At 47.5% G+C, this 21,738-nt stretch carries 17 protein-coding genes and 1 pseudogene; 10 read left to right on the forward strand and 8 right to left on the reverse strand.

Annotated features, from left to right (window positions below):
* Positions 1–56 precede the first annotated feature (56 nt).
* Positions 57–659, reverse strand: a complete 603-nt coding sequence (locus tag ASUC_RS05960) for a peroxiredoxin C (RefSeq protein WP_012072877.1) — start codon at positions 657–659, stop codon at positions 57–59.
* Positions 660–812: 153 nt separating this feature from the next.
* On the opposite strand from ASUC_RS05960, the gene metC reads away from it, so the two are divergent.
* A complete protein-coding gene (gene metC / locus ASUC_RS05965) occupies positions 813–2,006 on the forward strand; it encodes a cystathionine beta-lyase (RefSeq protein ID WP_012072878.1) in 1,194 nt (397 codons plus the stop codon).
* A 116-nt stretch (positions 2,007–2,122) separates the two neighbouring features.
* Here the strand turns inward: metC and ASUC_RS05970 are convergent, their stop codons facing one another.
* The gene (locus ASUC_RS05970; protein WP_012072879.1) at positions 2,123–3,310 is read right to left on the reverse strand and encodes an iron-containing alcohol dehydrogenase; all 1,188 of its coding nucleotides are present in this window, start codon (positions 3,308–3,310) and stop codon (positions 2,123–2,125) included.
* A 422-nt stretch (positions 3,311–3,732) separates the two neighbouring features.
* Here ASUC_RS05970 and ASUC_RS05975 point away from each other — a divergent pair, with 422 nt between their 5' ends.
* The 3 genes and pseudogenes from ASUC_RS05975 (at position 3,733) to ASUC_RS05985 (ending at position 5,714) form a co-directional block, all read left to right on the forward strand.
* On the forward strand, positions 3,733–4,824 hold the full coding sequence (locus ASUC_RS05975; RefSeq protein ID WP_012072880.1) for a porin: 1,092 nt from the start codon (positions 3,733–3,735) through the stop codon (positions 4,822–4,824).
* Positions 4,825–5,126: 302 nt separating this feature from the next.
* Positions 5,127–5,405 (forward strand): annotated as a pseudogene (locus ASUC_RS05980) (type II toxin-antitoxin system RelE/ParE family toxin).
* Positions 5,406–5,414: 9 nt separating this feature from the next.
* Positions 5,415–5,714, forward strand: a complete 300-nt coding sequence (locus ASUC_RS05985; protein WP_012072881.1) for a HigA family addiction module antitoxin — start codon at positions 5,415–5,417, stop codon at positions 5,712–5,714.
* A gap of 145 nt (positions 5,715–5,859) precedes the next feature.
* Here the strand turns inward: ASUC_RS05985 and ASUC_RS05990 are convergent, their stop codons facing one another.
* From ASUC_RS05990 to ASUC_RS06005, 4 genes are all read right to left on the reverse strand, one after another.
* The gene (locus ASUC_RS05990) at positions 5,860–7,263 is read right to left on the reverse strand and encodes an efflux transporter outer membrane subunit (RefSeq protein ID WP_012072882.1); all 1,404 of its coding nucleotides are present in this window, start codon (positions 7,261–7,263) and stop codon (positions 5,860–5,862) included.
* A gap of 104 nt (positions 7,264–7,367) precedes the next feature.
* Positions 7,368–8,492 carry an ABC transporter permease gene (locus tag ASUC_RS05995; RefSeq protein ID WP_012072883.1) on the reverse strand — a complete coding sequence of 375 codons (1,125 nt, stop codon included), beginning with the start codon at positions 8,490–8,492 and terminating at the stop codon, positions 7,368–7,370.
* A 3-nt stretch (positions 8,493–8,495) separates the two neighbouring features.
* Positions 8,496–11,240 (reverse strand): ribosome-associated ATPase/putative transporter RbbA, encoded by a 2,745-nt coding sequence (rbbA, locus tag ASUC_RS06000; RefSeq protein ID WP_012072884.1) that lies wholly within the window; start codon positions 11,238–11,240, stop codon positions 8,496–8,498.
* The gene (locus tag ASUC_RS06005; protein ID WP_012072885.1) at positions 11,240–12,223 is read right to left on the reverse strand and encodes an HlyD family secretion protein; all 984 of its coding nucleotides are present in this window, start codon (positions 12,221–12,223) and stop codon (positions 11,240–11,242) included. Before ASUC_RS06005 ends, rbbA begins: the two co-directional genes overlap by 1 nt.
* 156 nt (positions 12,224–12,379) lie before the next feature.
* On the opposite strand from ASUC_RS06005, the gene ASUC_RS06010 reads away from it, so the two are divergent.
* From ASUC_RS06010 to purD, 5 genes are all read left to right on the forward strand, one after another.
* Positions 12,380–12,946 (forward strand): TetR/AcrR family transcriptional regulator, encoded by a 567-nt coding sequence (locus ASUC_RS06010; RefSeq protein ID WP_012072886.1) that lies wholly within the window; start codon positions 12,380–12,382, stop codon positions 12,944–12,946.
* 44 nt (positions 12,947–12,990) lie between these two features.
* Positions 12,991–14,709, forward strand: coding sequence for a protein-disulfide reductase DsbD (locus ASUC_RS06015; RefSeq protein WP_012072887.1), 1,719 nt, complete (start codon positions 12,991–12,993; stop codon positions 14,707–14,709).
* Between the two features lie 13 nt (positions 14,710–14,722).
* Positions 14,723–15,613 (forward strand): Dyp-type peroxidase, encoded by an 891-nt coding sequence (locus ASUC_RS06020; RefSeq protein WP_012072888.1) that lies wholly within the window; start codon positions 14,723–14,725, stop codon positions 15,611–15,613.
* Positions 15,614–15,747: 134 nt separating this feature from the next.
* Entirely contained in the window at positions 15,748–17,346 is a 1,599-nt protein-coding gene (gene purH, locus ASUC_RS06025; RefSeq protein WP_012072889.1) for a bifunctional phosphoribosylaminoimidazolecarboxamide formyltransferase/IMP cyclohydrolase, read from the forward strand.
* A gap of 508 nt (positions 17,347–17,854) precedes the next feature.
* Complete coding sequence (gene purD, locus ASUC_RS06030) at positions 17,855–19,144, forward strand: phosphoribosylamine--glycine ligase (protein WP_012072890.1); 1,290 nt, start codon at positions 17,855–17,857, stop codon at positions 19,142–19,144.
* 69 nt (positions 19,145–19,213) lie between these two features.
* On the opposite strand, the gene ASUC_RS06035 is transcribed toward purD, so the two are convergent.
* Both ASUC_RS06035 and ASUC_RS06040 read right to left on the reverse strand, forming a co-directional pair.
* Complete coding sequence (locus tag ASUC_RS06035; protein WP_012072891.1) at positions 19,214–20,086, reverse strand: LysR family transcriptional regulator; 873 nt, start codon at positions 20,084–20,086, stop codon at positions 19,214–19,216.
* A 127-nt stretch (positions 20,087–20,213) separates the two neighbouring features.
* On the reverse strand, positions 20,214–21,143 hold the full coding sequence (locus ASUC_RS06040) for an AEC family transporter (protein ID WP_041834625.1): 930 nt from the start codon (positions 21,141–21,143) through the stop codon (positions 20,214–20,216).
* Positions 21,144–21,280: 137 nt separating this feature from the next.
* Here ASUC_RS06040 and ASUC_RS06045 point away from each other — a divergent pair, with 137 nt between their 5' ends.
* Positions 21,281–21,733 (forward strand): DUF441 domain-containing protein, encoded by a 453-nt coding sequence (locus ASUC_RS06045; protein WP_012072893.1) that lies wholly within the window; start codon positions 21,281–21,283, stop codon positions 21,731–21,733.
* The last annotated feature ends 5 nt before the right edge of the window (positions 21,734–21,738 follow it).

The following is a 21,738-nucleotide window of genomic DNA, read 5'->3' on the forward strand; positions in this document are numbered from 1 at the left end:
ATGTGTGGCTTGAAACGTTCCTGATAATCATTAAATAGCCGATGAAAATTTTTCGATTAAAGCTGATCAGCGTTTTGTTTTAAGTATTTCGCTACGCCTTCAGGGTTGTCTTTCATCCCTTCTTTGCCTTTTTCCCATTGGGCAGGGCAAACTTCGCCGTGTTCTTCGTGGAATTGTAAAGCGTCAACCATACGTAACATTTCGTCGATGTTACGGCCTAACGGTAAATCGTTCACTACTTGGTGACGAACCACGCCGTTGGCGTCGATTAAGAATGAAGCGCGTAACGCTACGCCCGCTTCAGGGTGTTCGATACCGTATGCTTTAGCGATTTCGTGTTTGGTGTCGGCCGCTAATGCGTATTTAACCGGACCGATACCGCCTTGGTCAACCGGCGTGTTACGCCATGCATTGTGACTGTATTGGGAATCGATAGACACGCCGACCACTTCTACGCCGCGTTTTTGGAATTCCGCATAGCGGTGATCGAATGCGATTAATTCGGACGGACAAACGAAAGTAAAATCTAACGGATAGAAGAAAATGACCGCAGGTTTACCGGCAATATGTTGTTTGAAGTTGAAGTTTTCAACGATTTCGCCGTTGCCTAAAACGGCGGCGGAGGTAAAATCCGGTGCTTGACGGGTTACTAATACCATGTTTAATCTCCTAAAATGGATTGAGGGAAAAATTTTTTGCAACGATTTAAATTAGCGTGCAAAATCAACGGGAAAATTGTAAAAAAATCGACCGCACTTTTACAGTCGGTTTTATCTATTAAATTAATCAATTATATCGAACAGGAAGTTATTATGTCGGAAAAACAGTCGTTAGCCACCATTTTAGTGCACGCAGGCCGTAGTAAACGCGTCAGTCAGGGCGCGGTGAATCCCGTGGTGCAACGGGCGTCTTCTTTAGTATTTGAAAATCTGGCGCAAAAGAAACAGGCTACCGTCAACCGCGCCAAACAGGCGTTGTTTTACGGTCGTCGCGGCACGTTAACCCACTTTGCCCTGCAGGATTTAATGTGCGAAATGGAAGGCGGCGCAGGTTGTTATCTTTATCCTTGCGGTGCGGCGGCGGTGACGAATGCTATTTTAGCCTTTGTACAAGCCGGTGATAACGTATTGATGACAGGCGCCGCTTACGAACCGACGCAGGATTTCTGCAACAAAATCCTGAGCAAAATGAATGTGACCACGACTTATTACGACCCGCTGGACGGCGTGAAAATCGCAGAACTGGTGCGCTCCAACACCAAAGTGTTGTTTTTGGAAAGCCCGAGTTCGCTCACCTTTGAAGTGCCCGATGTGCCGAGTATCGTCAAAGCGGTGCGCCAAAAGAACCCTGAAATCGTAATCATGATTGATAACACCTGGGCGGGCGGTATTCTGTTTAAAGCGCTGGAACACGGCGTTGATATTTCCATTCAGGCGGGCACCAAATATCTGGTGGGTCATTCCGATGTGATGATTGGCACCGCCGTATCCAATGCCCGTTGCTGGGAACAGTTACGGGAAAATTCCTATTTAATGGGGCAAATGGCGGACGCCGACAGCGCTTATACCACCGCGCGCGGCATTCGTTCCCTTGCCGTGCGTTTCAAACAACACACCGAAAGCGGAATTAAAGTGGCGAAATGGCTTGCCCAACAACCGGAAGTGAAAGCGGTTTATCACCCCGCCTTGCCGAGTTGCCCGGGACATGAATTTTTCATGCGCGATTTCAGCGGTTCCGCCGGTTTATTCTCGTTCGAATTAAACGAAAAATTAAATCACGCGCGGCTTTCCGCGTTTATGGATCACTTCAAACTGTTCTCTATGGCCTATTCCTGGGGCGGTTTCGAAAGCCTGATTTTATACAACCAACCGGAAGAAATCCAAAAAATCCGCCCGAATATCGACCGCACTTTAACCGGCACGTTAATCCGCGTGCATATCGGTTTCGAAGATGCGGATGAATTAATTGCGGATTTAAAAGCGGGATTTGAGCGTTTGAAATCTTAAAACGGGATTTCTGATTTCATCATTGAATTTGGTGATCGCTCAAGCGATCACCTTTTAGTCGAAATGGATGTTTACACAAGATAATAGGATGGAGTCGCGGTAGAGAAAAAATTTAACTACGCTTTTTGTGCCGCCGTGTAAATGGCGATCATATCCTGCTCGTATAACGGCTTAACGGCACCGGCGCAGCCGTTTGTGGCGATAGCGCATTTTTTCGCCATTTCGGCAATCTGTTCCGCATTGGCGTTTACACCTAATTCGGACAGATTGGTCGGCATGTCGATGCTACGGAAAAAGTCTTCCATGGCTTCAATGCCTTTTAAAGCGGTTTGTTCGGCATTTTCAGCCGCTGTTACCTCCATCACTTGCAGGGCGAAACGTTCGAAACGCGGTAGTGCGTCTTTGTAAACATATCTTGCCCAATGCCCCCAAATCGCCGCCAATCCCGCACCGTGGGTCACACCGAATAAGCCGCTCAATTCGTGTTCCAGCATATGGGTCGCCCAATCGCCGTGCCCGCCGCCGCAACCGGTTAAGCCGTTGTGAGATAAACTGCCGCTCCACATAATTTCTGCGCGGACTTCGTAATTTTGCGGATCTTTGGCCAGAATCTGCGCATTTTTCATGACGGTTTTTAATAGACTTTCCGCAATGGAATCCGTGATTTCCATGGTGGAGTTCGGTGTGAAATAACGTTCCATCGTGTGCATTAGAATATCCGCGTTGCCGCTGGCGGTTTGATATTGCGGCAATGTCATGGTGAGTTCGGGATTTAAAATGGAGAATTTCGGCCGGGATAAATCGCTGCTGTAACCGCGTTTGATTCCGCCTTCATCTTTGGTAATCACGGAACTCGGACTCATTTCGCTGCCGGCGGCGGCAATGGTTAAAACGGTGGCGACCGGCAAACAGGCGGCGGCCTGACGTTTGCGGTCGTACAGTTCCCAGACGTCTTTGTCCGGTTCGGCGACGCCGTAAGCAATGGCTTTGGCGGAATCGATTACGCTGCCGCCGCCGACTGCAAGGATGAAATCCACACCTTCTTTTTTGCACAAATCAATACCTTGATAAACCAAGGATAACAGCGGATTCGGCACTACGCCGCCCAGTTCCGTATAAGCGATGCCGGCGTTGTCGAGTGAGGCTTTAATGCGATCCAGCAAACCGGATTTTTTTGCGCTTTGGCCGCCGTAATGAATTAAAACTTTACGGCAATGTTGAGCTTTAATCAGTTCGCCCGCTTGTTGTTCGGTGTCTTTGCCGAAAATAATTTGGGTCGGTGTAAAATAATTAAAATTCTGCATAGTTATTCCTCCGGTTTAATTATTTAATTTAGCCTGAATCGACATCTATTCTACAACGCTTGCAGTTCGGTGATCAAACCGGGTTGCTTTTCCGGCATTAACAACAACTGTTTGGGCAGCATAATCTCGATCCGACAAAAAACACCGAGTTTTGGGTTTTTATACTCAATCGAACGTTTATTCTCTTTTTTACCTTTGCTGAATCGCTTCGTCGGTCAATGTTGTACAAAAAACAATCAAAAATCTGCAAAAAATGTGATCTCGATCAGAAAAATGAAAATTATTTGTGCATTATTGATTGACATATGCACATGATTTTTGGCAATATCCGAGCAGCTTAAAGTTTAAGCGCATTTGACTTTTCCGGTTTCGGAAAGTTCAATAGAAGTTGTAAAAAATAAATTCTGATAAGGAATTAAATTATGAAAAAGACATTAGTAGCATTAGCAGTCGCTGCAGCTGCAGTGGCAAGCACAGCAAACGCCGCCGTTGTTTATGAACAGGACGGTGCGAAAGTTGAATTAAGCGGTTCATTCCGTACTTTCTTGGGTAAAACCGGTGAAGGTCGTAGCGATTTAGTAAACGACGGTTCCCGTATTATCGTTAAAGCGAGTCAAGATTTAGGTAACGGTTTATCCGCATTCGCCGGTTATCAAATTCGTTTTACTGAAGATGGTAATGCAACTAACGTGAACAAAGGTTCCGATAGTGATTTTGATAATCCGAGTACTCGTGAATTATATGCCGGTTTGGCACATCAAGATGTAGGTCGTTTGGCATTCGGTCGTCAACAAACCACAGCGGATGACGTATTGCAGGATGCAACCTACTACCGTTCCGGTGCATATAACATTTTGACTACCCGTTCAGATAAATCCGTGAAATTCAAATCAGCGGAATGGAACGGTTTCAGCTTCGGTGCAGACTACTTATTCGGTCACAGCAATACTGATGTAGATCGTTATGTTGGTGAGTATGTTGAATATAAAAACGGTTATGGTGTCACAGCATTCTATCATTATGACTTTGCCGAAAATCACGGTTTAGAATTTGCCGCGGGTTATACACAAGATAACTATGATGATATTGCCTATTCAAATGATTCCGTAGGTAAGAACAAAGCATGGTTATTACACGGTAGCTACACTTACGGTCCGTTTTATTTAGCGTTGAACTACGGTCAATATAAAAATGAAGTAAGCGATGCTTATACTGAAGTAGTAACCGGTCGTCGTACTGATGCGGGCACTAAAGGTCGTTATGCAATGGTTGATGCCCGTTATCAATTCTCCGAACCTTCAGCGGTATTTGCACAATGGGAACGTTTAGACGTTCGTTCTGAAGCAACTGGTAACACAGAAGAAATCGCAAACCGTTACCAAGTCGGTGTGGATTACAAATTACACAAAAACGTCATCACATACGCAATGTATGAACGTGTAAATACTAAATACGACAACGCAGAAACCGACAAAGACAACATCTACGGTGTCGGTTTACGCGTATTCTTCTAATCTTAGGATTAGTTAAGCGAATAAAAAACCCGATCTTAGGATCGGGTTTTTGTTTTTATCGCAATAAGGGCGAATCGCATTCGCCTGCTGGCGCGCGTCTCCCGACGCGTGCCTTTTTCATGATTCAAGTACGCGTCGGGAGACGCGCGCTATCAAGGAATTCCCTGCAATGAATATATTGTGAACGCTATTCCGGAATTAAACTAAATCTTCCGTTTGTTTTTCATAATTATATTAAACTGTGTCTAAATAATAATTGATGTTTGTAGCGGTTGGCGCTACAATTTAACGGAAATCAAGTCATGATTATTTCTTTCAAACACAAAGGATTGGAGCGATTTTATAAAACGGGATCGACTGCCGGAATTATTAATAGTCATGCGGCGAAATTAAAACGTATTTTAGCGCGTTTAAACAGTTCAAAATCGGTACAGGATATGAATATTCCGGGTTGGTAATTACATCCGTTAATTGGGAATTTATCCGGCTGTTGGGCAGTGAAAGTCAATGGAAATTGGCGAGTAACATTCCGATTTGAAATGGGGCATGCCGAAATTGTCGATTATCAAGATTATCATTAGGAGAAAATAATGGATATGTTTAACCCGCCTCCTCATCCTGCGGCAATTATTCGGGAGGATATTCTGCCGGAATTAGGATTGAGCGTAACCGAAGCGGCAAAACAATTAGGGGTGAATCGCGTGACACTTTCGCGCCTGTTAAACGGGAAAGCCGGAATCAGTGCAGATATGGCATTGCGCCTGCATGCGTGGCTGGGGGAAAACAGCCCGAGCCCGGAAAGTTGGTTACATCAACAAGCGGATTATGATTTATGGCAAGCCAAACAAAAAAGCACTCCGACCGTTCTGTCCGCATTCCAATCATCTTAATTCGAACAACTTAAAACACCAAACCACTCAAAGTGCGGTCGGAAAACGAAATGTTTTTTAAGGTTCGTCGGACGAATACATTCGCCCGATTTCGAATGATCGGGATAAGCAAATAGTATTTACCTTATTTTCCAATGACTGCCGGTTATTCCTGCCAGCCGCCGCCCAAGGCTTTGTATAAATTCACTAAATTCTTCGCCCGGTTTAACCGCACTTGGATAAGTTGGTTTTGGTAATCCAGCGCATTAAGGCGTTCGGTGAGAGCGTTATCCAGATTTTTATCGCCGTATTTAAATAATTTTTCGGCATTGGCGGCGGAAACCTGTGCTTTTTTGACCGCACTTTGTTGCAGTTCCGCTTGTCGGTTTAACGCATATTGCGCCTGATAGGCGTTATCTACATCCGCCAGCGCTTGAATCAGCGTTTTGTCATATTGTAGTAATGCGGTTTTTAAGCGGGCGTCCGCTGCGTCGATGTTGGCCTGAATACGTCCGTTGGTGAAAATCGGTACGCTTAATCCGCCGCTGAGCAAGCCCGTCCAGCCTTTTAATTCGGAAATGTCGGAATTTATTTCAATGCGGCCGGTTCCGCCCATAAACTGAATATCGAAGCGGGGATACAGATCCGCTTTAGCACTGGCTAATTTTGCGGCGGCGGCTTGAATTTGCGCCCGATCGACGCGTAAATCCGGACGGCGGTTAAGCAAATCGCCCGGTAACATACCCGCCGGCGGAGAAGGTAGCGTAACTAATGGATTGCCGTTTTTATTAATCCGGAATCCCTGCGGCGTTTGCCCCGTTAACACGGCGATTGCGCGTTCGTTAGCGGCAATTTGGCTGTTCAATGTCGCTTGTTGTGCCTGTACGGCGGTGAGGCGGTTTTCCACTTGTAATACGTCGTTGGCATTGGCTTGTCCTGCGTTGAATCTGCCTTGGACGTAATTTCTGAGCCGGCTTAATACCTTAACGGACTGATTCAGTACGGCATTTTGCTGTTGCAGGGCAAAAATATTAAAGTAGTTTTCGGCAATTTGCCCGGCGATCAGCATTCGGGTGGCGTAAATCTGATTTTGTACCGCCGTTTCAGCGGCTTTGGCGGCGTCGGCATCGCTGCGTTTTTTGCCGAAGAAATCCAGTTCCCAGCTTGCGGTAATACCGGCGTATTGATTATTGCCCGATGACGTATCGTTTTCACCGGTTAACGGGCTGTTGATAAGACGGGAACGGGATCCGCCTATACGCCCGCTGCCTGAAACTTGCGGGCCTTTATCCGCCTCCGTATAAGCGGTATTGGCTTGCGCTTCGTTCAAACGACTGCGCGCCATGGCTATGTCGAGGTTGTTACGTAACCCTTGTTCAATCAGCCGAGTGAGTTGCGGATCATGCCATTGCCGCCACCATCGGCTGACATCGGCAGTACCCGTACCGTTGCCGGTTTGTTCGAAGTTTGCTGGCAGGTCGATTTGTGAATGTAAATCCACCTCGGTATTAGAACAGGCGGTTAATGTCACCGCTACCGCAATCAGCGAGAGTTTATAAATGAATTGCATAATAACCTCAACATAAATCGGGTTTTAAGAACCGATATTGCATATTTTGACTACAATCGGTTTTTGTAATTTGTTGAAAAACGAGGAAAAAACCGACCGCACTTTTATCCCTGTTTGGATAACATGGTCTTAAATTGCATCAGCGCGATACCTAAAAATAATGCGCCTAATGCCGCCATTTTTACTAAATCGTCCCATACCATACTCAGGCTCGCCCCTCTAAACAGTACGTCTTTGGCGTAAGAACCTAAAATCGCAGTAGGGGAAAACTGGGTTAAATATTGGGCTAATTGCGGCATATTTTCCAGCGGAGACATAGTACCCGACAGCATATACATCACCAGATAAACCGGTAAGCACAACAGACCGAATTGCGGCATAGAGGGAGCGAATACCGCCAGTAAGATCCCTAAGGACGCGATGGAAAAAATAAAAATAACCACGCCTAAACTAAATAATCCGATAGCCGAATCGGTGATGGGAATGGCTAAATAACCTTGCACTACGAATTTAAGCGAAAGCATGGCGACGACGAATAGAACCAAGCCGTTTGCCAACACTTTGGCAACGGCGATTTCACTGGAACGCACGGGCATTACTAATAAATGTTCTATTGTGCCGCGTTCCCGCTCGCGAATAATCGCCGCGCCCACCAGCAGCATGGTAAGCAGGTTTAGATTTCCCACCGGTTGAATCGCGCCCATAAACCATTTGCTGGAATAATTGGGGTTATACAGCACGTTTACCGCCGATTCTATCGGCATCGCGGCGTTCGTCACCTTGAGAAAGCGGTTTAATTCGGCGGTAAAAATCTGCGTAATGTAGGAGGCGCCGATATTTGCCTGCGTCATAGCTGTGGCGTCGATTAAAATTTGAATTTTCGGATTGCGACCGGCCAGAATATCCCGTTGATAATTCGGCGGAATATCAACGATAAAAGTAAAATCACTGTTATCCATCAGATCGTCGATTTGTTCCTGTGCGGCATATTCCACCTTTTTGAAATAGGGGTTGAGCAAGGCATCTTTCAAACGATAAGAAAGGGGGGAATGATCGTGATCGACGATTCCCACCGATGCATTTTTGACTTCCGTAGTAGGCAGATTGGCAACGGAAATCAGTGCGATGGAAAACATATAGATAATCAATACCAGCAGGGTAAGATCGCTAAACAGGCTTTTAAATTCTTTACCGCAGAGAAAAAAGACATTTTTTAACCAACGTGACATAAATTATTTCTCCTGTTTTTTCAGTAACAGAACGGCAAGGCTGAAATAAGCTGCGTAAATCAGTATAAGGGCTATATAGTTTGGCATTAATTCGACAAAACCGAGTCCTTTGGTAAATCCGCCCAGGCTGATATTTTGGAACCAGGCGCCCGGGAAAATTCTTGAAACGATACGTACGTTCCCGTCTAAAGAGGAAGTCGGGTACATCATTCCCGCAAAGTTGATAGTGGGAACCATGGCAATAATGGCCGCAGCGAAAATGGCGGCAACCTGAGTTTTCACAAAGCTTGAGATCAGCAGACCGAATGCGGTTGAGGCGCAAATACCCAATAAACAGCCGAAAAACATCGCCGCGGCGGACCCTTTAATCGGCACGTCAAACACCAGAATAGACACCGCCACCATCAGCAAATAGCTCAGGAAAGAAAGGGCGATATAAGGCAACTGTTTACCTAATAGAAACTGAAACTTAGAAGCGGGCGAGCCGTATAGATTCATAATCGAGCCTATTTCCCGTTCCCTGACCACACCGAGCGCCGTCATCATATTAGGGATTAAAATCATCGCCAGCATAATAATACCCGGAGTCATGGCGTAAATACTTTTGAAATCCTGATTATAGATGAAGCGGGCTTCCGTTGGGGCGGAGGCGGACACATTAAAACCTTGCTCGTGCAGGGTTTCCGTCATGTATTGACGAATCGCACCGGAAGCGGAAGCGTTCAGATTTTCCGCCACGGAAGGAAAAGCGCCGTCGATAAATACCCCCACTTCAGGTTGCTGTCCGCTCAGCATTTTTTTGCCGAAATTCACCGGGATTTCAAGTACCAGCTTAATTTCGCCGGTTTGCAGGCTCGGTGTGATTTCATCTACCGAATGCAGATCCGCCTGCCGGATAAAATAACGTGAACCGCTGAAGTATTCGACCAATTTACGGCTTTCGGAGCTGTTATCGTGATCCAGCACCTTGAAATTGGACGGGTTAATATCAAAGGAAATACTGGCCGCCATGGTCAGCAACATAATAATGGGTCCGCCAAAGGCGAAGAATAATCGGATATTGTCCCGCAACAGTTCTTTGCCTTCCCGTACGGCAAAGGCCCAAATCAAAGACCACCACGCCAGCAAACCTCGGTTCGGTTCAAAAGACCGCGTATTTTCGACCGCACTTTTTTCGCCGGAATCCGTTGTTGTCTCCGGTGCGGTAATATCGTCCGCCTGTTCTTCCAGATAGATAATAAACGCTTCTTCCAGCGTCGGGGCGTTTTTGTCGATGCGTAATTGTTCCGGCGTACCTACGCCCAATACGCGTCCGCGGTGCATAAAGGAAATTCGGTCGCAACGGGCGGCTTCGTTCATAAAGTGAGTGGTGACGAAAATGGTAATGTGATCTTCCCGCGACAACTTGATCAAATATTTCCAGAACATATCCCGCGCCGCCGGATCCACGCCCGAAGTGGGCTCGTCCAAAATCAACACTTCCGGTTTGTGCAGACAGGCGGCGGCAAGTTGCAGGCGCTGACGGATACCAAGAGGCAGAGACGAAGGTCTTTCATCGGCAATCTCGGAGAGATCAAACTGCTCCATGGCATTATTGACATGCTCATTCCATTTTTCCGCCGGAATTTGGAATAATTTGGCATGCAATTCCAGATTTTCGCGTACCGTTAATTCTTCGTACAGCGAGAATGCCTGCGACATATAACCCACTCGTTTTCTGGTGTCGATGTTGCCGGCGTCAACCGGTTGTCCTAATAAGGTTGCCGTGCCTTCGGTGGGATCGAGCAAGCCGGTCAGCATTTTCATGGTGGTGGATTTACCGCAACCGTTGGAACCCAAAAATCCGAAAATTTCGCCTTTGGGAATCGTGAAGCTGACGTGATCCACGGAAACGAAATCACCGAATTTTTTGGTCAGACCTTCAGCAATAATAACCGGCGGTTCATCAGCTTTCACTTCAAAAGGCGGAATTTCCAGACCGTTTTCCGCCCCGCGTTTTTCCGGCGGCAATAATTTCACATAGGCTTGTTCCAGATTATCGCTTCGGGTTTCGGCAATCACTTCTTTGGTCGGTTTATTCGCAATCAGCACACCGTCATCCATTGCCAGCACATGTTCGAAATTTTCCGCTTCGTCGATATAAGCGGTAGCGACGATAACGGTCATATCCGGGGTTTCCCGCCGCAGAGACTCCACCAGTTGCCAGAATTGGCGACGGGAAAGCGGATCCACCCCGGTGGTGGGCTCGTCTAAAATCAGTAAATCCGGGCTGTGCACCAAGGCGCAACAGAGGCTGAGTTTTTGCTTCATTCCGCCTGACAGTTTACCCGCAGGTCGGTCGGCGAAAGGGGCTAAGCCCGTGGCTTTCAGCAAACGTTCGATGCGGGCTTTACGATATTGTTTCGGCAAGCCGAACAGGCGGGCGTGGAAATCCACGTTGTCATAAATGGATAAGGTTAAATAAAGATTTTTACCTAATCCCTGCGGCATAAAGGCGATTTGGCGGGATAACGTATCTCTGGCTTTTTTATCCGCCAAATCTTCACCGAACACCTCGACTGTGCCGGACTGAATGATTTTAGTGCCGGCAATCACCGAAAGCAGCGTTGATTTACCTACCCCGTCGGGACCGATTAACCCCACGGTTTTGCCTTGCGGAATTTGTAAATTAATGTGCGAAAGTGCGGTCGTTTTTCCGTAACAATGAACCAGATTTTCAACCGACACCGCCAAGCGTGCTTCTGTCATTATTGATTGCCTGCGGGTAATTTTACGGTAAGCCGTTCGGACCATTCGGCGTCCTGTGCATATTTCACATAGCCCATCGCCGTCATGCCGCCTTTTAAAAATCGTTCATGTTGCAGCGCAATTTCCTGAGGTACCTGCAATTTCACTTTAAACATTAATTTCGCCCGTTCTTCCGTGGTTTCTACGGATTTCGGCGTAAATTGCGCATTGCTGGAAACAAAGGTAATTTTGGCCGGGAATACGGCATCCACGCCATCCACTATAATGCGGGCGTCGTCCCCGATTTTAACCCGGTTCATCTGGTGGGAAGTCAGGAACACATTAATATAGGTATCGGTAGGGTCCAGCAGACTGATGACTTTGCCGCCGACCCCAAGCACATTGCCCACTTCGGCGATTTGATATTCCACCCAGCCTGCTTTCGGCGCTTTAATCAGCATATCGCTGTTTTGCGATTGCGCCTGTTCCAATTGCGCCTGCGCCTGGTTTACCGCCGCATCCGCTTCCGCTTTGGCGGCTTTCGCCGTATTTACCGCCGCAACAGCCGCGCGATAATTCGCCTGACGGCGATCCAGTTCGCTGGCGGAAACCAGATTTTCACGACGTAATTTCTGTGCGTTATCCAAATCCAGTTTAGCGACTTTAAGCTGTTGTTGTTGGGAATCGATTTGCGCCGCGGCCCGGGTTACGGCTTCCTGCGCCCGTTGTTTTTGTGCGTTCGCCGCGTCCACTTGCGTTTGGGAAATACTGGAAGACAGACGGGCGAGATTTTGTTCCGGCTGCACTTCATCGCCTTCCTGTACGTAGATTTCTTCCACCCGTCCCGAATACAGCGTGGCGATATCCAGTCGTTTTAATTCCAGACGACCGTTAACGGCGGCAATGCCGGGCAATTTTTCGGCTTTTAATTTTCCGTTATACCAAACCGCACCACCCGTAAGAGCTGCCGCGACAAGCGCGGCGACGACAAATTTCGCTTTCATAGTTATTCCTTAGTTAACCCCGAATAGGGAGGATTGCCCCTCATGCAACCTATTATATTGTGGCTTTTTTTCACTTCAACCGACAAAAAACAACAAAGTGTTGCTTAATTTTAATTGCTCGGTTACAGTGTGAAAAATTCAAAAAGAGACGAAACGATGAAAAAGCAAGATATTCGGGTAGAAAAAACATTGTCCAAAATCCGAGCGGCATTTTTAGATTTACTGGATGAAAAGGAATTCGAACAAATGACGGTGCAGGACATATTGGATAAAGCGCAAATCAACCGTTCCACCTTTTACAAATATTACATGAATAAAAATGAAGTCGCGTTAGCATTGGTGAACGAATTAAAACTGATTTTCGGTTCTAATCTGGAGCAGCGTTTTACCATTTCGACTTTGGAATTTGCCAAAATCATGCGGCCGGTGTTTCTGGAGAATCAGGAACTGGTTCGTAAAATAAGCAGGATTCGTACGCCGAAGATCCATTTTTTAGAAGATTTACGGGAAATGGTGAAAACGGCATATGTGAGATATCAACGGCACAGTTCCGTTTTTTCACTGGAGGAGCTGAATTTTCAGGGGCATTTGTTCGCGACCATTTCTTTAACCGTTCTGCAGTATTTTATGGAACACAACATCGAACGGTTTGAATCGCAAACCGTAATAGAAAATATTACGGAAGTGTTTAATTTATTGATCATTAAGGATGAAGACGAGTAAAATTCCTCTTTTGTTACGGATAGCTATTTTTTCATGAACCTCAAATGAAACGATTATTTTTATTTTTAACCTTAATTCTGATCGCACTTTCCGCGCAGGCGGGGCTGTTCGGTTCCGCCGAATCCCGGTTTTTGCGCGCCGACGACGCATTTCGGTTTTCAACGCAACAGCAGGGCGACGAACTTACCTTAAACTGGCGAATCGCCGACGACTATTATTTATACCGCAAAGAAATCCGGCTGCAGGGAAAACATGTGGATGTGGGGGCTGCGGATTTCCCGCAGGGTGAGATGCATCAGGATGAATTTTTCGGTGAAACGGAAATTTATTTGAATCGGCTGACGTTAACGGTGCCGTTGCGGAATATGGCGGATGATGCCGAAATTGAAGTGACCTATCAGGGCTGTACCAAAGGATTTTGTTACCCGCCGGAAACCCGAACCGTAGCGTTGATGGCGCCGACCGGCAAACGAAGTGCGGATGCTCAAAGTGCGGTGAAAAAAACGGATGAAAATCCGACCGCACTTTCAAATGCCGCAAGCGAGCAGGATCGGCTGGCGGCACGACTGTTTCGGTCGAAATATGCGGTATTCTGGTTTTTTCTGCTGGGATTGGGGCTGGCGTTTACCCCTTGCGTGTTGCCGATGCTGCCGTTGCTGTCCGCCGTGGTGATCGGCCAAGGCGCGCGTCCGAATACGTGGCGGGCTTTTACGCTGAGCGTTGTGTATGTACAAGGCATGGCATTGACTTATACCTTGCTCGGATTACTCGTTGCGGCAATCGGTTTGCCGTTTCAGGTGGCGTTGCAAAGTCCGCCGGTGCTGATCACCTTATCCGTGCTGTTTGTACTGCTGGCGGCGTCCATGTTCGGTGCGTTTAATTTGCAACTGCCCGCAAGCTGGCAGACGAAACTGACGCAAATCAGTCAAAATCAGCAATCCGGCGCTTTTGGCGGCGTGTTTGTCATGGGAATGCTGGCGGGATTGGTAGCGTCACCTTGTACGACCGCCCCGCTTTCCGGCGCATTGCTGTATGTAGCGCAGTCGGGAGATCTGCTCACCGGCGCCGTCACGCTTTATTTATTGGCGCTGGGCATGGGCGTACCCTTAATTTTGATTACCTTGTTCGGCAATAAAATTCTGCCGAAATCCGGTGCATGGATGAACCGTGTAAAAGAACTGTTCGGCTTTGTGCTGTTACTGTTGCCGGTGATTCTGCTTGAACGCGTTTTCCCCGCTTGGTCCGCTTCGCTTTGGGCGGTGTGGGCGATTGCTTTTTGTTGCTGGTTGGCGTCGAAATATTATTGGCTAGGCCTGCTGGTATCGCTGGCGGCATTTTTTGCGGTACACGGCATTCACCATACGGATTCTGCGGAAAGTGCGGTCGAAAAATCCGCCGTTTTTCAACCGCACTTTAGCCGGATTCACAGTTATAATGAATTACAACGGGCGTTAACGGCAAACCCGAAAGCGGTGGCTATGCTGGATTTGTATGCGGATTGGTGTGTTGCCTGTAAGGAATTCGAAAAATATACTTTTCCTGCCCCCGCGGTGCGGCAAGCTTTCGAACATGTGCTGTTGTTACGGGCGGATATGACTAAAAACAGCGCGGAAAATATGGAATTAATGAAACGGTTGAATGTAATGGGGTTGCCGACTATTATTTTTTTCGATCAAAAAGGCAAGGAAATTCAGAGCGCGCGCGTGACAGGCTTTATGCAAGCCCAACCTTTTGCGGATTGGGTTAACGGATTAACAAAATAAGAGAGGACGGAGTATGACGGCTCAAAGCGGTATTTTATTGGAACATTGTAAAGCGGGCATTTATTTGGAAGCGGATATTACGGATTTGACGGCGATTGGACAGGCGTGCCGTGATTTTTGCACGAGTTTGAACGGTTTTCAGGCGCAGTATCCCGATGCTGATTTAGGTGCCGTGGTGGCGTTCGGTCATGAGGTTTGGCGCAAGCTTGCCGATGCGGATTCCGCGCCGGAACTGAAATCTTTCACGGCCTTAGGCAAAGGCGGACTAAGCGCACCGGCAACACAAAACGATTTATTGGTGCATATTCAGTCTAACCGCCCGGATGTGAATTTCAGCGTAGCGCAGGCTGCGCTGGCGGCGTTCGGCGGTGCGGTTAACATCCGACAGGAAATTCACGGTTTCCGTTGGGTGGAAGAGCGGGATTTAACCGGTTTTATCGACGGCACCGAAAATCCGCAGGACGAACAACGGGCGGTAGTCGCCTTGATTGCCGATGGTAAAGATGCCGGCGGCAGCTATGTCTTTACTCAACGCTGGGAACACGACTTAGATAAATGGGCGAAATTATCCGACGAAAAACAGGAAAGCGTCATCGGACGCACCAAACCGGACAGTGTGGAATTGGATGAGGTGCCGCCGACTTCTCACGTAGGACGGGTGGATTTAAAAGAAAACGGACAAGGGTTAAAAATTCTGCGTCAGAGCTTGCCTTACGGTACGGTAACGGGCACGCACGGGCTGTTCTTTATTTCCTATTGCGCCCGCCTGCACAATATCGAACAGCAATTGTTAAGTATGTTCGGCGAACTGGACGGCAAAACCGACCGTTTGCTGGGGTTCACCAAACCGGTGACGGGCAGTTATTATTTTGCGCCGTCTCTGGAAGCGTTGAACGCGCTTTAATGGGGAAAACAACGAAAAAATCGCCCGCACTTTGCGGGCTTTTTTGTTCCGCTTCGTAGCTTTACGCAATCGTTTGCGGTATAATGCTGCGGATTTTATGAAACCTAACTTTTCTAATTCAAAAGGAAATGCTCATGCAAACTCGTGCTATTCGTCAAGCGTTATTAAGCGTATCTGACAAAACCGGCATTGTGGAATTCGCCCAAGGCTTGGTGCAACGCGGCGTTAAATTATTATCAACCGGCGGAACCGCCAAATTATTGGCGGACAGCGGTTTGCCGGTGACGGAGGTGTCCGATTACACCGGTTTTCCGGAAATGATGGACGGTCGGGTGAAAACCCTTCATCCGAAAGTACACGGCGGGATTTTAGGTCGCCGCGGTACCGATGACGAAGTGATGCGAAAACACGGCATCGAAGGTATCGATATGGTGGTGGTAAATCTTTATCCGTTCGCCCAAACCGTAGCGAAACCGGGCTGCACATTGGAAGATGCGGTGGAAAATATCGACATCGGTGGCCCGACCATGGTGCGTTCGGCGGCGAAAAACCATAAAGATGTGGCGATTGTGGTGAATAATGCCGATTTCGATATGGTTTTGGCGGAAATGGATCAAAACCGAAACGGCTTAACCCTGGCAACCCGTTTCGATTTAGCTGTCCGCGCTTTTGAACATACGGCGCAATACGATTCTATGATCGCGAATTATTTCGGTCACTCGGTGAAACCGTATTTTGCCGCCGAGGAAGAAGACCAAGACGCGAAGTGCGGTCAATTCCCGCGGACTTTAAACTTAAACTTCATCCGCAAACAAACCATGCGTTACGGCGAAAACAGCCACCAAAACGCCGCATTCTATGTGGAAAAAGAAGTGAAAGAAGCCAGCGTTTCCACCGCCAAACAATTACAAGGCAAAGCGCTTTCTTATAACAATATCGCGGATACCGACGCGGCGTTGGAATGCGTGAAATCCTTTGATGAACCGGCTTGCGTGATTGTAAAACACGCCAATCCGTGCGGCGTCGCTTTGGGTAAAGACGCGTTGGAAGCCTATAACCGCGCTTATCAAACCGACCCGACATCCGCATTCGGCGGGATCATCGCTTTCAACCGCGAATTGGACGAAGCGACCGCGAAAGCTATCGTGGAACGTCAATTTGTGGAAGTGATTATCGCGCCGACGGTTTCAGCCGCCGCCGTTGAAGCGGTGAAAGCGAAGAAAAACGTGCGTTTATTGGAATGCGGCGCATTAACTAAAGCGCAACCGCGTTTAGATGTGAAACGGGTGAACGGCGGACTGTTGGTGCAAGACGCGGATTTAGGCGAAGTCGGCATTGATGATTTGCAAGTGGTGAGCAAACGTAAACCGACTCAACAGGAGTTGGAAGATATGCTGTTCTGCTGGAAAGTGGCGAAATTCGTAAAATCCAATGCCATTGTGTACGCGAAAAACAATCAAACTATCGGTATCGGCGCCGGTCAAATGAGCCGTGTTTACTCCGCCAAAATTGCGGGGATCAAAGCGCAAGACGAAGGTTTGGAAGTGAAAGGCTGTGTCATGGCATCCGATGCTTTCTTCCCGTTCCGCGACGGTATTGACGCTGCGGCGGAAGTGGGTATCGAATGTGTGATTCATCCGGGCGGTTCCATGCGTGATCAGGAAGTGATTGATGCGGCGGATGAGCATAATATGGTGATGGTATTAACCAAAATGCGTCATTTCCGTCATTAAAATCGGGTTTCGCCCGATGGGCGACCTACTTTTTCTTTGCTTGTGTAAAGTAAAAGTAGGTAAAAAGAAAGCTCACCCTGCTTTGCCTTATTTCCTAAAAAAGCGTGAATTCGTTTGACGGAAAATGCCTAAACTCGCTACGCTCAAACAGGCGGCATTTTCCTACAAATTCACACTTTTTTAGGCGGCAAAGAAGGGAACCCGTTTAGGGAATATCAAAACTGGCAAAACTTGTTAAAAATTAACCGCACTTTATGTTCGGTTCAGTCCCCGTCTGAAATGCCTGAGCGACTTGAAATTTTTAGGAAAACAAGTTTGTTTGAGCGTAGCGAGTTTACTTGTTTTTCGTTAGGAAAATTTCAATAAAGCTCAGAAAAGCATTGAAGTCGGGGCGGGTTTCTTTTGTTTCCTTTTCTTTACACGAGTAAAGAAAAGGAAGTCGCCATCGGCGAAACCCGATTTACATAAAAGCGCGAAATCAATTTCGAACAATTAAAAAGGAATAAAAATGAACATACTCATCATCGGAAACGGCGGTCGTGAACACGCTCTCGCATGGAAAGCGGCGCAATCGCCATTAGCCGACAAAGTGTTTGTGGCGCCGGGCAATGCGGGTACGGCAAGCGAAGCCAATATTGAAAACGTGAATATCGGCGTAACGGATGTTACCGCTTTAGTGAAATTTGCGCAGGAGAACAATATCGGTTTAACCATTGTGGGACCTGAAGCCCCCCTTGTCGTGGGTGTGGTGGATGCCTTTGAGGCGGCGGGTTTAACTATTTTCGGACCGCGTCAGTCCGCGGCGCAGTTAGAAGGGTCAAAAGCCTTTACCAAAGATTTTCTGGCGCGCCACAAAATCCCGACCGCAGAATATCAAAATTTCACCGATGTGGAGCAAGCTTTGGCTTATGTGCGCGAAAAAGGTGCGCCGATTGTGATTAAAGCCGACGGTTTGGCGGCGGGTAAAGGCGTGATTGTCGCAATGACCTTAAACGAAGCGGAAGACGCCATTAAAGATATGCTTTCCGGCAATGTCTTTGGTGAAGCGGGCAGTCGTGTGGTAATTGAAGAATTTTTAGACGGCGAAGAAGCCAGTTTCATTGTGATGGTGGACGGCGAACACGTAGAACCGATGGCGACCTCGCAGGATCACAAACGCGTAGGCGAGGGCGATAAAGGCTTGAATACGGGCGGTATGGGCGCTTATTCGCCGGCACCGGTGGTGACGCAGGAAATTCACGATCGCGTAATGGCACAAATTATTTATCCCACCGTACGCGGCATGGCGGCGGAAAATAATGTGTATAAAGGTTTTTTATACGCCGGTTTGATGATCGACAAAAACGGTCAGCCGAAAGTGATCGAATTTAACTGCCGTTTCGGCGACCCAGAAACTCAGCCGATTATGATGCGTTTAAAATCCGATTTAGTGGAACTTTGTTTAAAAGCCTGCCAAGGCGAATTGGATCAAATCAAATCGGAATGGGCGCAAGAAGCGGCGTTAGGTATCGTATTAGCGGCGGAAGGCTATCCGGGCGATTACCGCAAAGGCGATGAAATTTACGGTATTCCGACGCAACCGGCTCAAGACGAAAAAATATTCTTGGCCGGCGTGGCGGAAAAAGACGGCAAGCCGGTGACTAACGGCGGACGGGTACTTTGCGTAACGGCACTTGGCAACAGTGTTTTCGAGGCGCAGCAAAAAGCCTTAAAACTTGCCGAACAAGTGAACTGGACGGGGCGTTTCTATCGTCGTGATATCGGTTATAGAGCGGTGGCGAGAGAACAAAACCGCTAAAAAACGATTGTTTTTGCGACCGCACTTTAGCCAATTCCGTCTAAAGTGCGGTCATTTTTTTAAGCGTTTTTATGCCTGATTCAATCCCAGCAAATACTGCGTAAAACTGCGGATAGTCGGTACAGTGCCGCGGTTTTTATAGTATATGACGGAAAGCGGGACTGTAGGCATTTCCCAATCCGGCAACAGTTTTATCAGTTCCGGCGTTTGATCGCCCACAAAGGTCGGGAGCATACCGATGCCTGCGCCCTGGCGAATAAAATGAGCCGCCAGCAAATAATCGTTCACCGTGAGTTTGCCCGCGGGCATAATGTCGAGTCGCTGATGCCCCTGAATAAACCGCCACGGCAGAGAAAGGGCATGTACTACGCCGGCGTGACGGTAAATATCCTGCGGACTGTGAAGCGGTTCGTGTCCTTCCAGATATTCGGGCGCGCTGTAAACGCCGAAGCGGATATCCAGAAATTTACGCGCCACTACGTTTTCGTTTTCGATAGAACCCACCCGAATGGCAATGTCGATGCCGTCCTGAATCATATTGATTTTCTGCGGGCTTTGATGAATATCGATATTTACATCGGGATTTTCCGCCAAATAGGCGGGCAAATACGGTGCAATCAGCATACGCATAATATCGCCGGCGACGGAAATCCGTAACAGACCGTTGGGTTTGGTCAGGCTGTCCTGCACGCCGGAAACCGCCTGTTCGGCGAGTTGTAACATGTGTTGCGCCCGTTGAAAAAAGGGCAGACCTAAATCGTTCAGCGTCACGCCTTTTTTACCGCGATCCATCAATTTTGAACCCAACGCTCGTTCCAGTTGCGTCATACGGCGGCTTAAACGGGAAATGGGGACGCCCGTCAGTTCCGAAGCAAGATGCAGGCTGCCCGCCTGCACTACGGAAACAAACAGACGCATGTCATCCAGACTGACTTTTTCCATGTGCGGTTCCTTTGGCTTGTGGAAGAATTGTATGCAAATAATAGGTTATCTTTCCGTTTCTGCAATAATAATCGGTTGGAAAGCCGAATTATCCGATATTTAGCATACATTAGCGATAGCCTGATAATTAAAGCAACTGATATAAAGCAATAATCAGCGGCATGGTGAAGACGCAAAGCATGGTGGTGACACCGTAAATCATACTGGCTTTTTGCGCATTTTTCCCGTACACCAACGCCATTTGCGTGACGGTTGCGGCGGCGGGGCTGATGGTGGCGAGGAAACTTATCATCGCAATAGTTTCGCCGTTTTGCACCCAATGGGCGAATCCGCCGATTTTCACCACGAATAACAAACAAATCGGCACGAAAATCAGACGTAAAAAAGTAACTAAATACACCCGTTTGGAGGACAAAACGGATTTAAGCGGAATGGAGGCGATCAGCATGCCGGCAACCAGCATGGCGTTCGGACCGATGAAGGATCCTACCGCGCCCAGCATACCGGTTATAATCGGCGGCAGTTTGATTTGCAGTGCGAACAGTACGGCACCCACAATAATCGACCAAATATTGATATTTTTTACAATATTTTTCAGCGGCACCGCACCTTTACCGCAAATAATGGAACGGCAGTGGGTCCAGAACAGGAACGTTTGCACCACAATAAAACAAGTGGCATAAATCACCCATTGTTCGCCGAACATAGACATCACCAACGGAATGATTAAATTGCCCGAATTGGAATAGATAGACGCTGCGTGTTCGATAGGATCCAGCTTCAGCGTTTTTTTCATCACCACGCCCAAGGCAATTAAAATGATGTGCAAAAACACCGCCATCCCCAAGGAGAGCAGCAATCCTTTCAGCAATTCCGGCGTATAATCGATTTGGAAGGCTTTAATCATCACCGACGGGCTGATGACATATAAACCGATGACGGAAAGCGGGTAACTGTCTTTTGATTGCAGCAGCTTACTTTTAACCAAAGCATAACCGATAAGTACGATAAGCGTCAGCTCGATAATCTTACCGGCAAGAATAAATGCAATTTCCATTTTATTACTCATGTTTATAAAAAATAGTCGTCGGCTTATATTTTAGAGATAAAGTACAAATAAAAAAACGTCAGATTCACAAAATTTGTTATAATTCTTCAAAATTTTTTGAAATTTAACCGCACTTTGGAGCCGATATGTCACTTCATTTCAATTCTATTGGATTCTTACTGGTTGTGTTAGCGTTGCTGGGCGTGTTGGGAAATAACAGTTCCATCACGATTTCCGCCACCGTATTATTGCTTATGCAGCAAACATTTCTGTCGAAATATATTCCGGTGATGGAAAAATACGGCTTAAATATCGGCGTGATTATTCTAACTATCGGCGTGCTCAGCCCGATTGTGGCGGGCAAAGTGAAAATTCCCGCGCTGACGGAGTTGTTGCACTGGAAAATGTTCTTATCGTTAGTGGTCGGTATGCTGGTAGCTTGGCTTGCCGGTCGCGGTGTATCGCTGATGGGATCGCAGCCGGTTCTGTTAACCGGTTTGCTTATCGGCACGATTTTAGGTGTCGGTTTGCTTGGCGGTATTCCGGTAGGGCCGCTTATCGCCGCCGGTATTTTGTCTTTACTGCTCGGTAAAGTTTAACAAGA

The sequence above is a fragment of the Actinobacillus succinogenes 130Z genome, from assembly GCF_000017245.1.
Taxonomy (GTDB): Bacteria; Pseudomonadota; Gammaproteobacteria; order Enterobacterales; family Pasteurellaceae; genus Exercitatus; species Exercitatus succinogenes.

Coding starts and splice junctions, on each gene's coding strand:
- ASUC_RS05970 (WP_012072879.1), bottom strand. CDS start 3,310: ATGCAGAATTTTAATTATTTTACACCGACCCAAATTATTTTCGGCAAA.
- ASUC_RS05995 (WP_012072883.1), bottom strand. CDS start 8,492: ATGTCACGTTGGTTAAAAAATGTCTTTTTTCTCTGCGGTAAAGAATTT.
- ASUC_RS06005 (WP_012072885.1), bottom strand. CDS start 12,223: ATGAAAGCGAAATTTGTCGTCGCCGCGCTTGTCGCGGCAGCTCTTACG.
- ASUC_RS05960 (WP_012072877.1), bottom strand. CDS start 659: ATGGTATTAGTAACCCGTCAAGCACCGGATTTTACCTCCGCCGCCGTT.
- ASUC_RS05985 (WP_012072881.1), top strand. CDS start 5,415: ATGGATATGTTTAACCCGCCTCCTCATCCTGCGGCAATTATTCGGGAG.
- ASUC_RS06035 (WP_012072891.1), bottom strand. CDS start 20,086: ATGGAAAAAGTCAGTCTGGATGACATGCGTCTGTTTGTTTCCGTAGTG.
- ASUC_RS05990 (WP_012072882.1), bottom strand. CDS start 7,263: ATGCAATTCATTTATAAACTCTCGCTGATTGCGGTAGCGGTGACATTA.
- ASUC_RS06040 (WP_041834625.1), bottom strand. CDS start 21,143: ATGGAAATTGCATTTATTCTTGCCGGTAAGATTATCGAGCTGACGCTT.
- ASUC_RS05975 (WP_012072880.1), top strand. CDS start 3,733: ATGAAAAAGACATTAGTAGCATTAGCAGTCGCTGCAGCTGCAGTGGCA.
- ASUC_RS06015 (WP_012072887.1), top strand. CDS start 12,991: ATGAAACGATTATTTTTATTTTTAACCTTAATTCTGATCGCACTTTCC.
- ASUC_RS06010 (WP_012072886.1), top strand. CDS start 12,380: ATGAAAAAGCAAGATATTCGGGTAGAAAAAACATTGTCCAAAATCCGA.
- ASUC_RS06045 (WP_012072893.1), top strand. CDS start 21,281: ATGTCACTTCATTTCAATTCTATTGGATTCTTACTGGTTGTGTTAGCG.
- metC (WP_012072878.1), top strand. CDS start 813: ATGTCGGAAAAACAGTCGTTAGCCACCATTTTAGTGCACGCAGGCCGT.
- ASUC_RS06020 (WP_012072888.1), top strand. CDS start 14,723: ATGACGGCTCAAAGCGGTATTTTATTGGAACATTGTAAAGCGGGCATT.
- purD (WP_012072890.1), top strand. CDS start 17,855: ATGAACATACTCATCATCGGAAACGGCGGTCGTGAACACGCTCTCGCA.
- rbbA (WP_012072884.1), bottom strand. CDS start 11,240: ATGACAGAAGCACGCTTGGCGGTGTCGGTTGAAAATCTGGTTCATTGT.
- purH (WP_012072889.1), top strand. CDS start 15,748: ATGCAAACTCGTGCTATTCGTCAAGCGTTATTAAGCGTATCTGACAAA.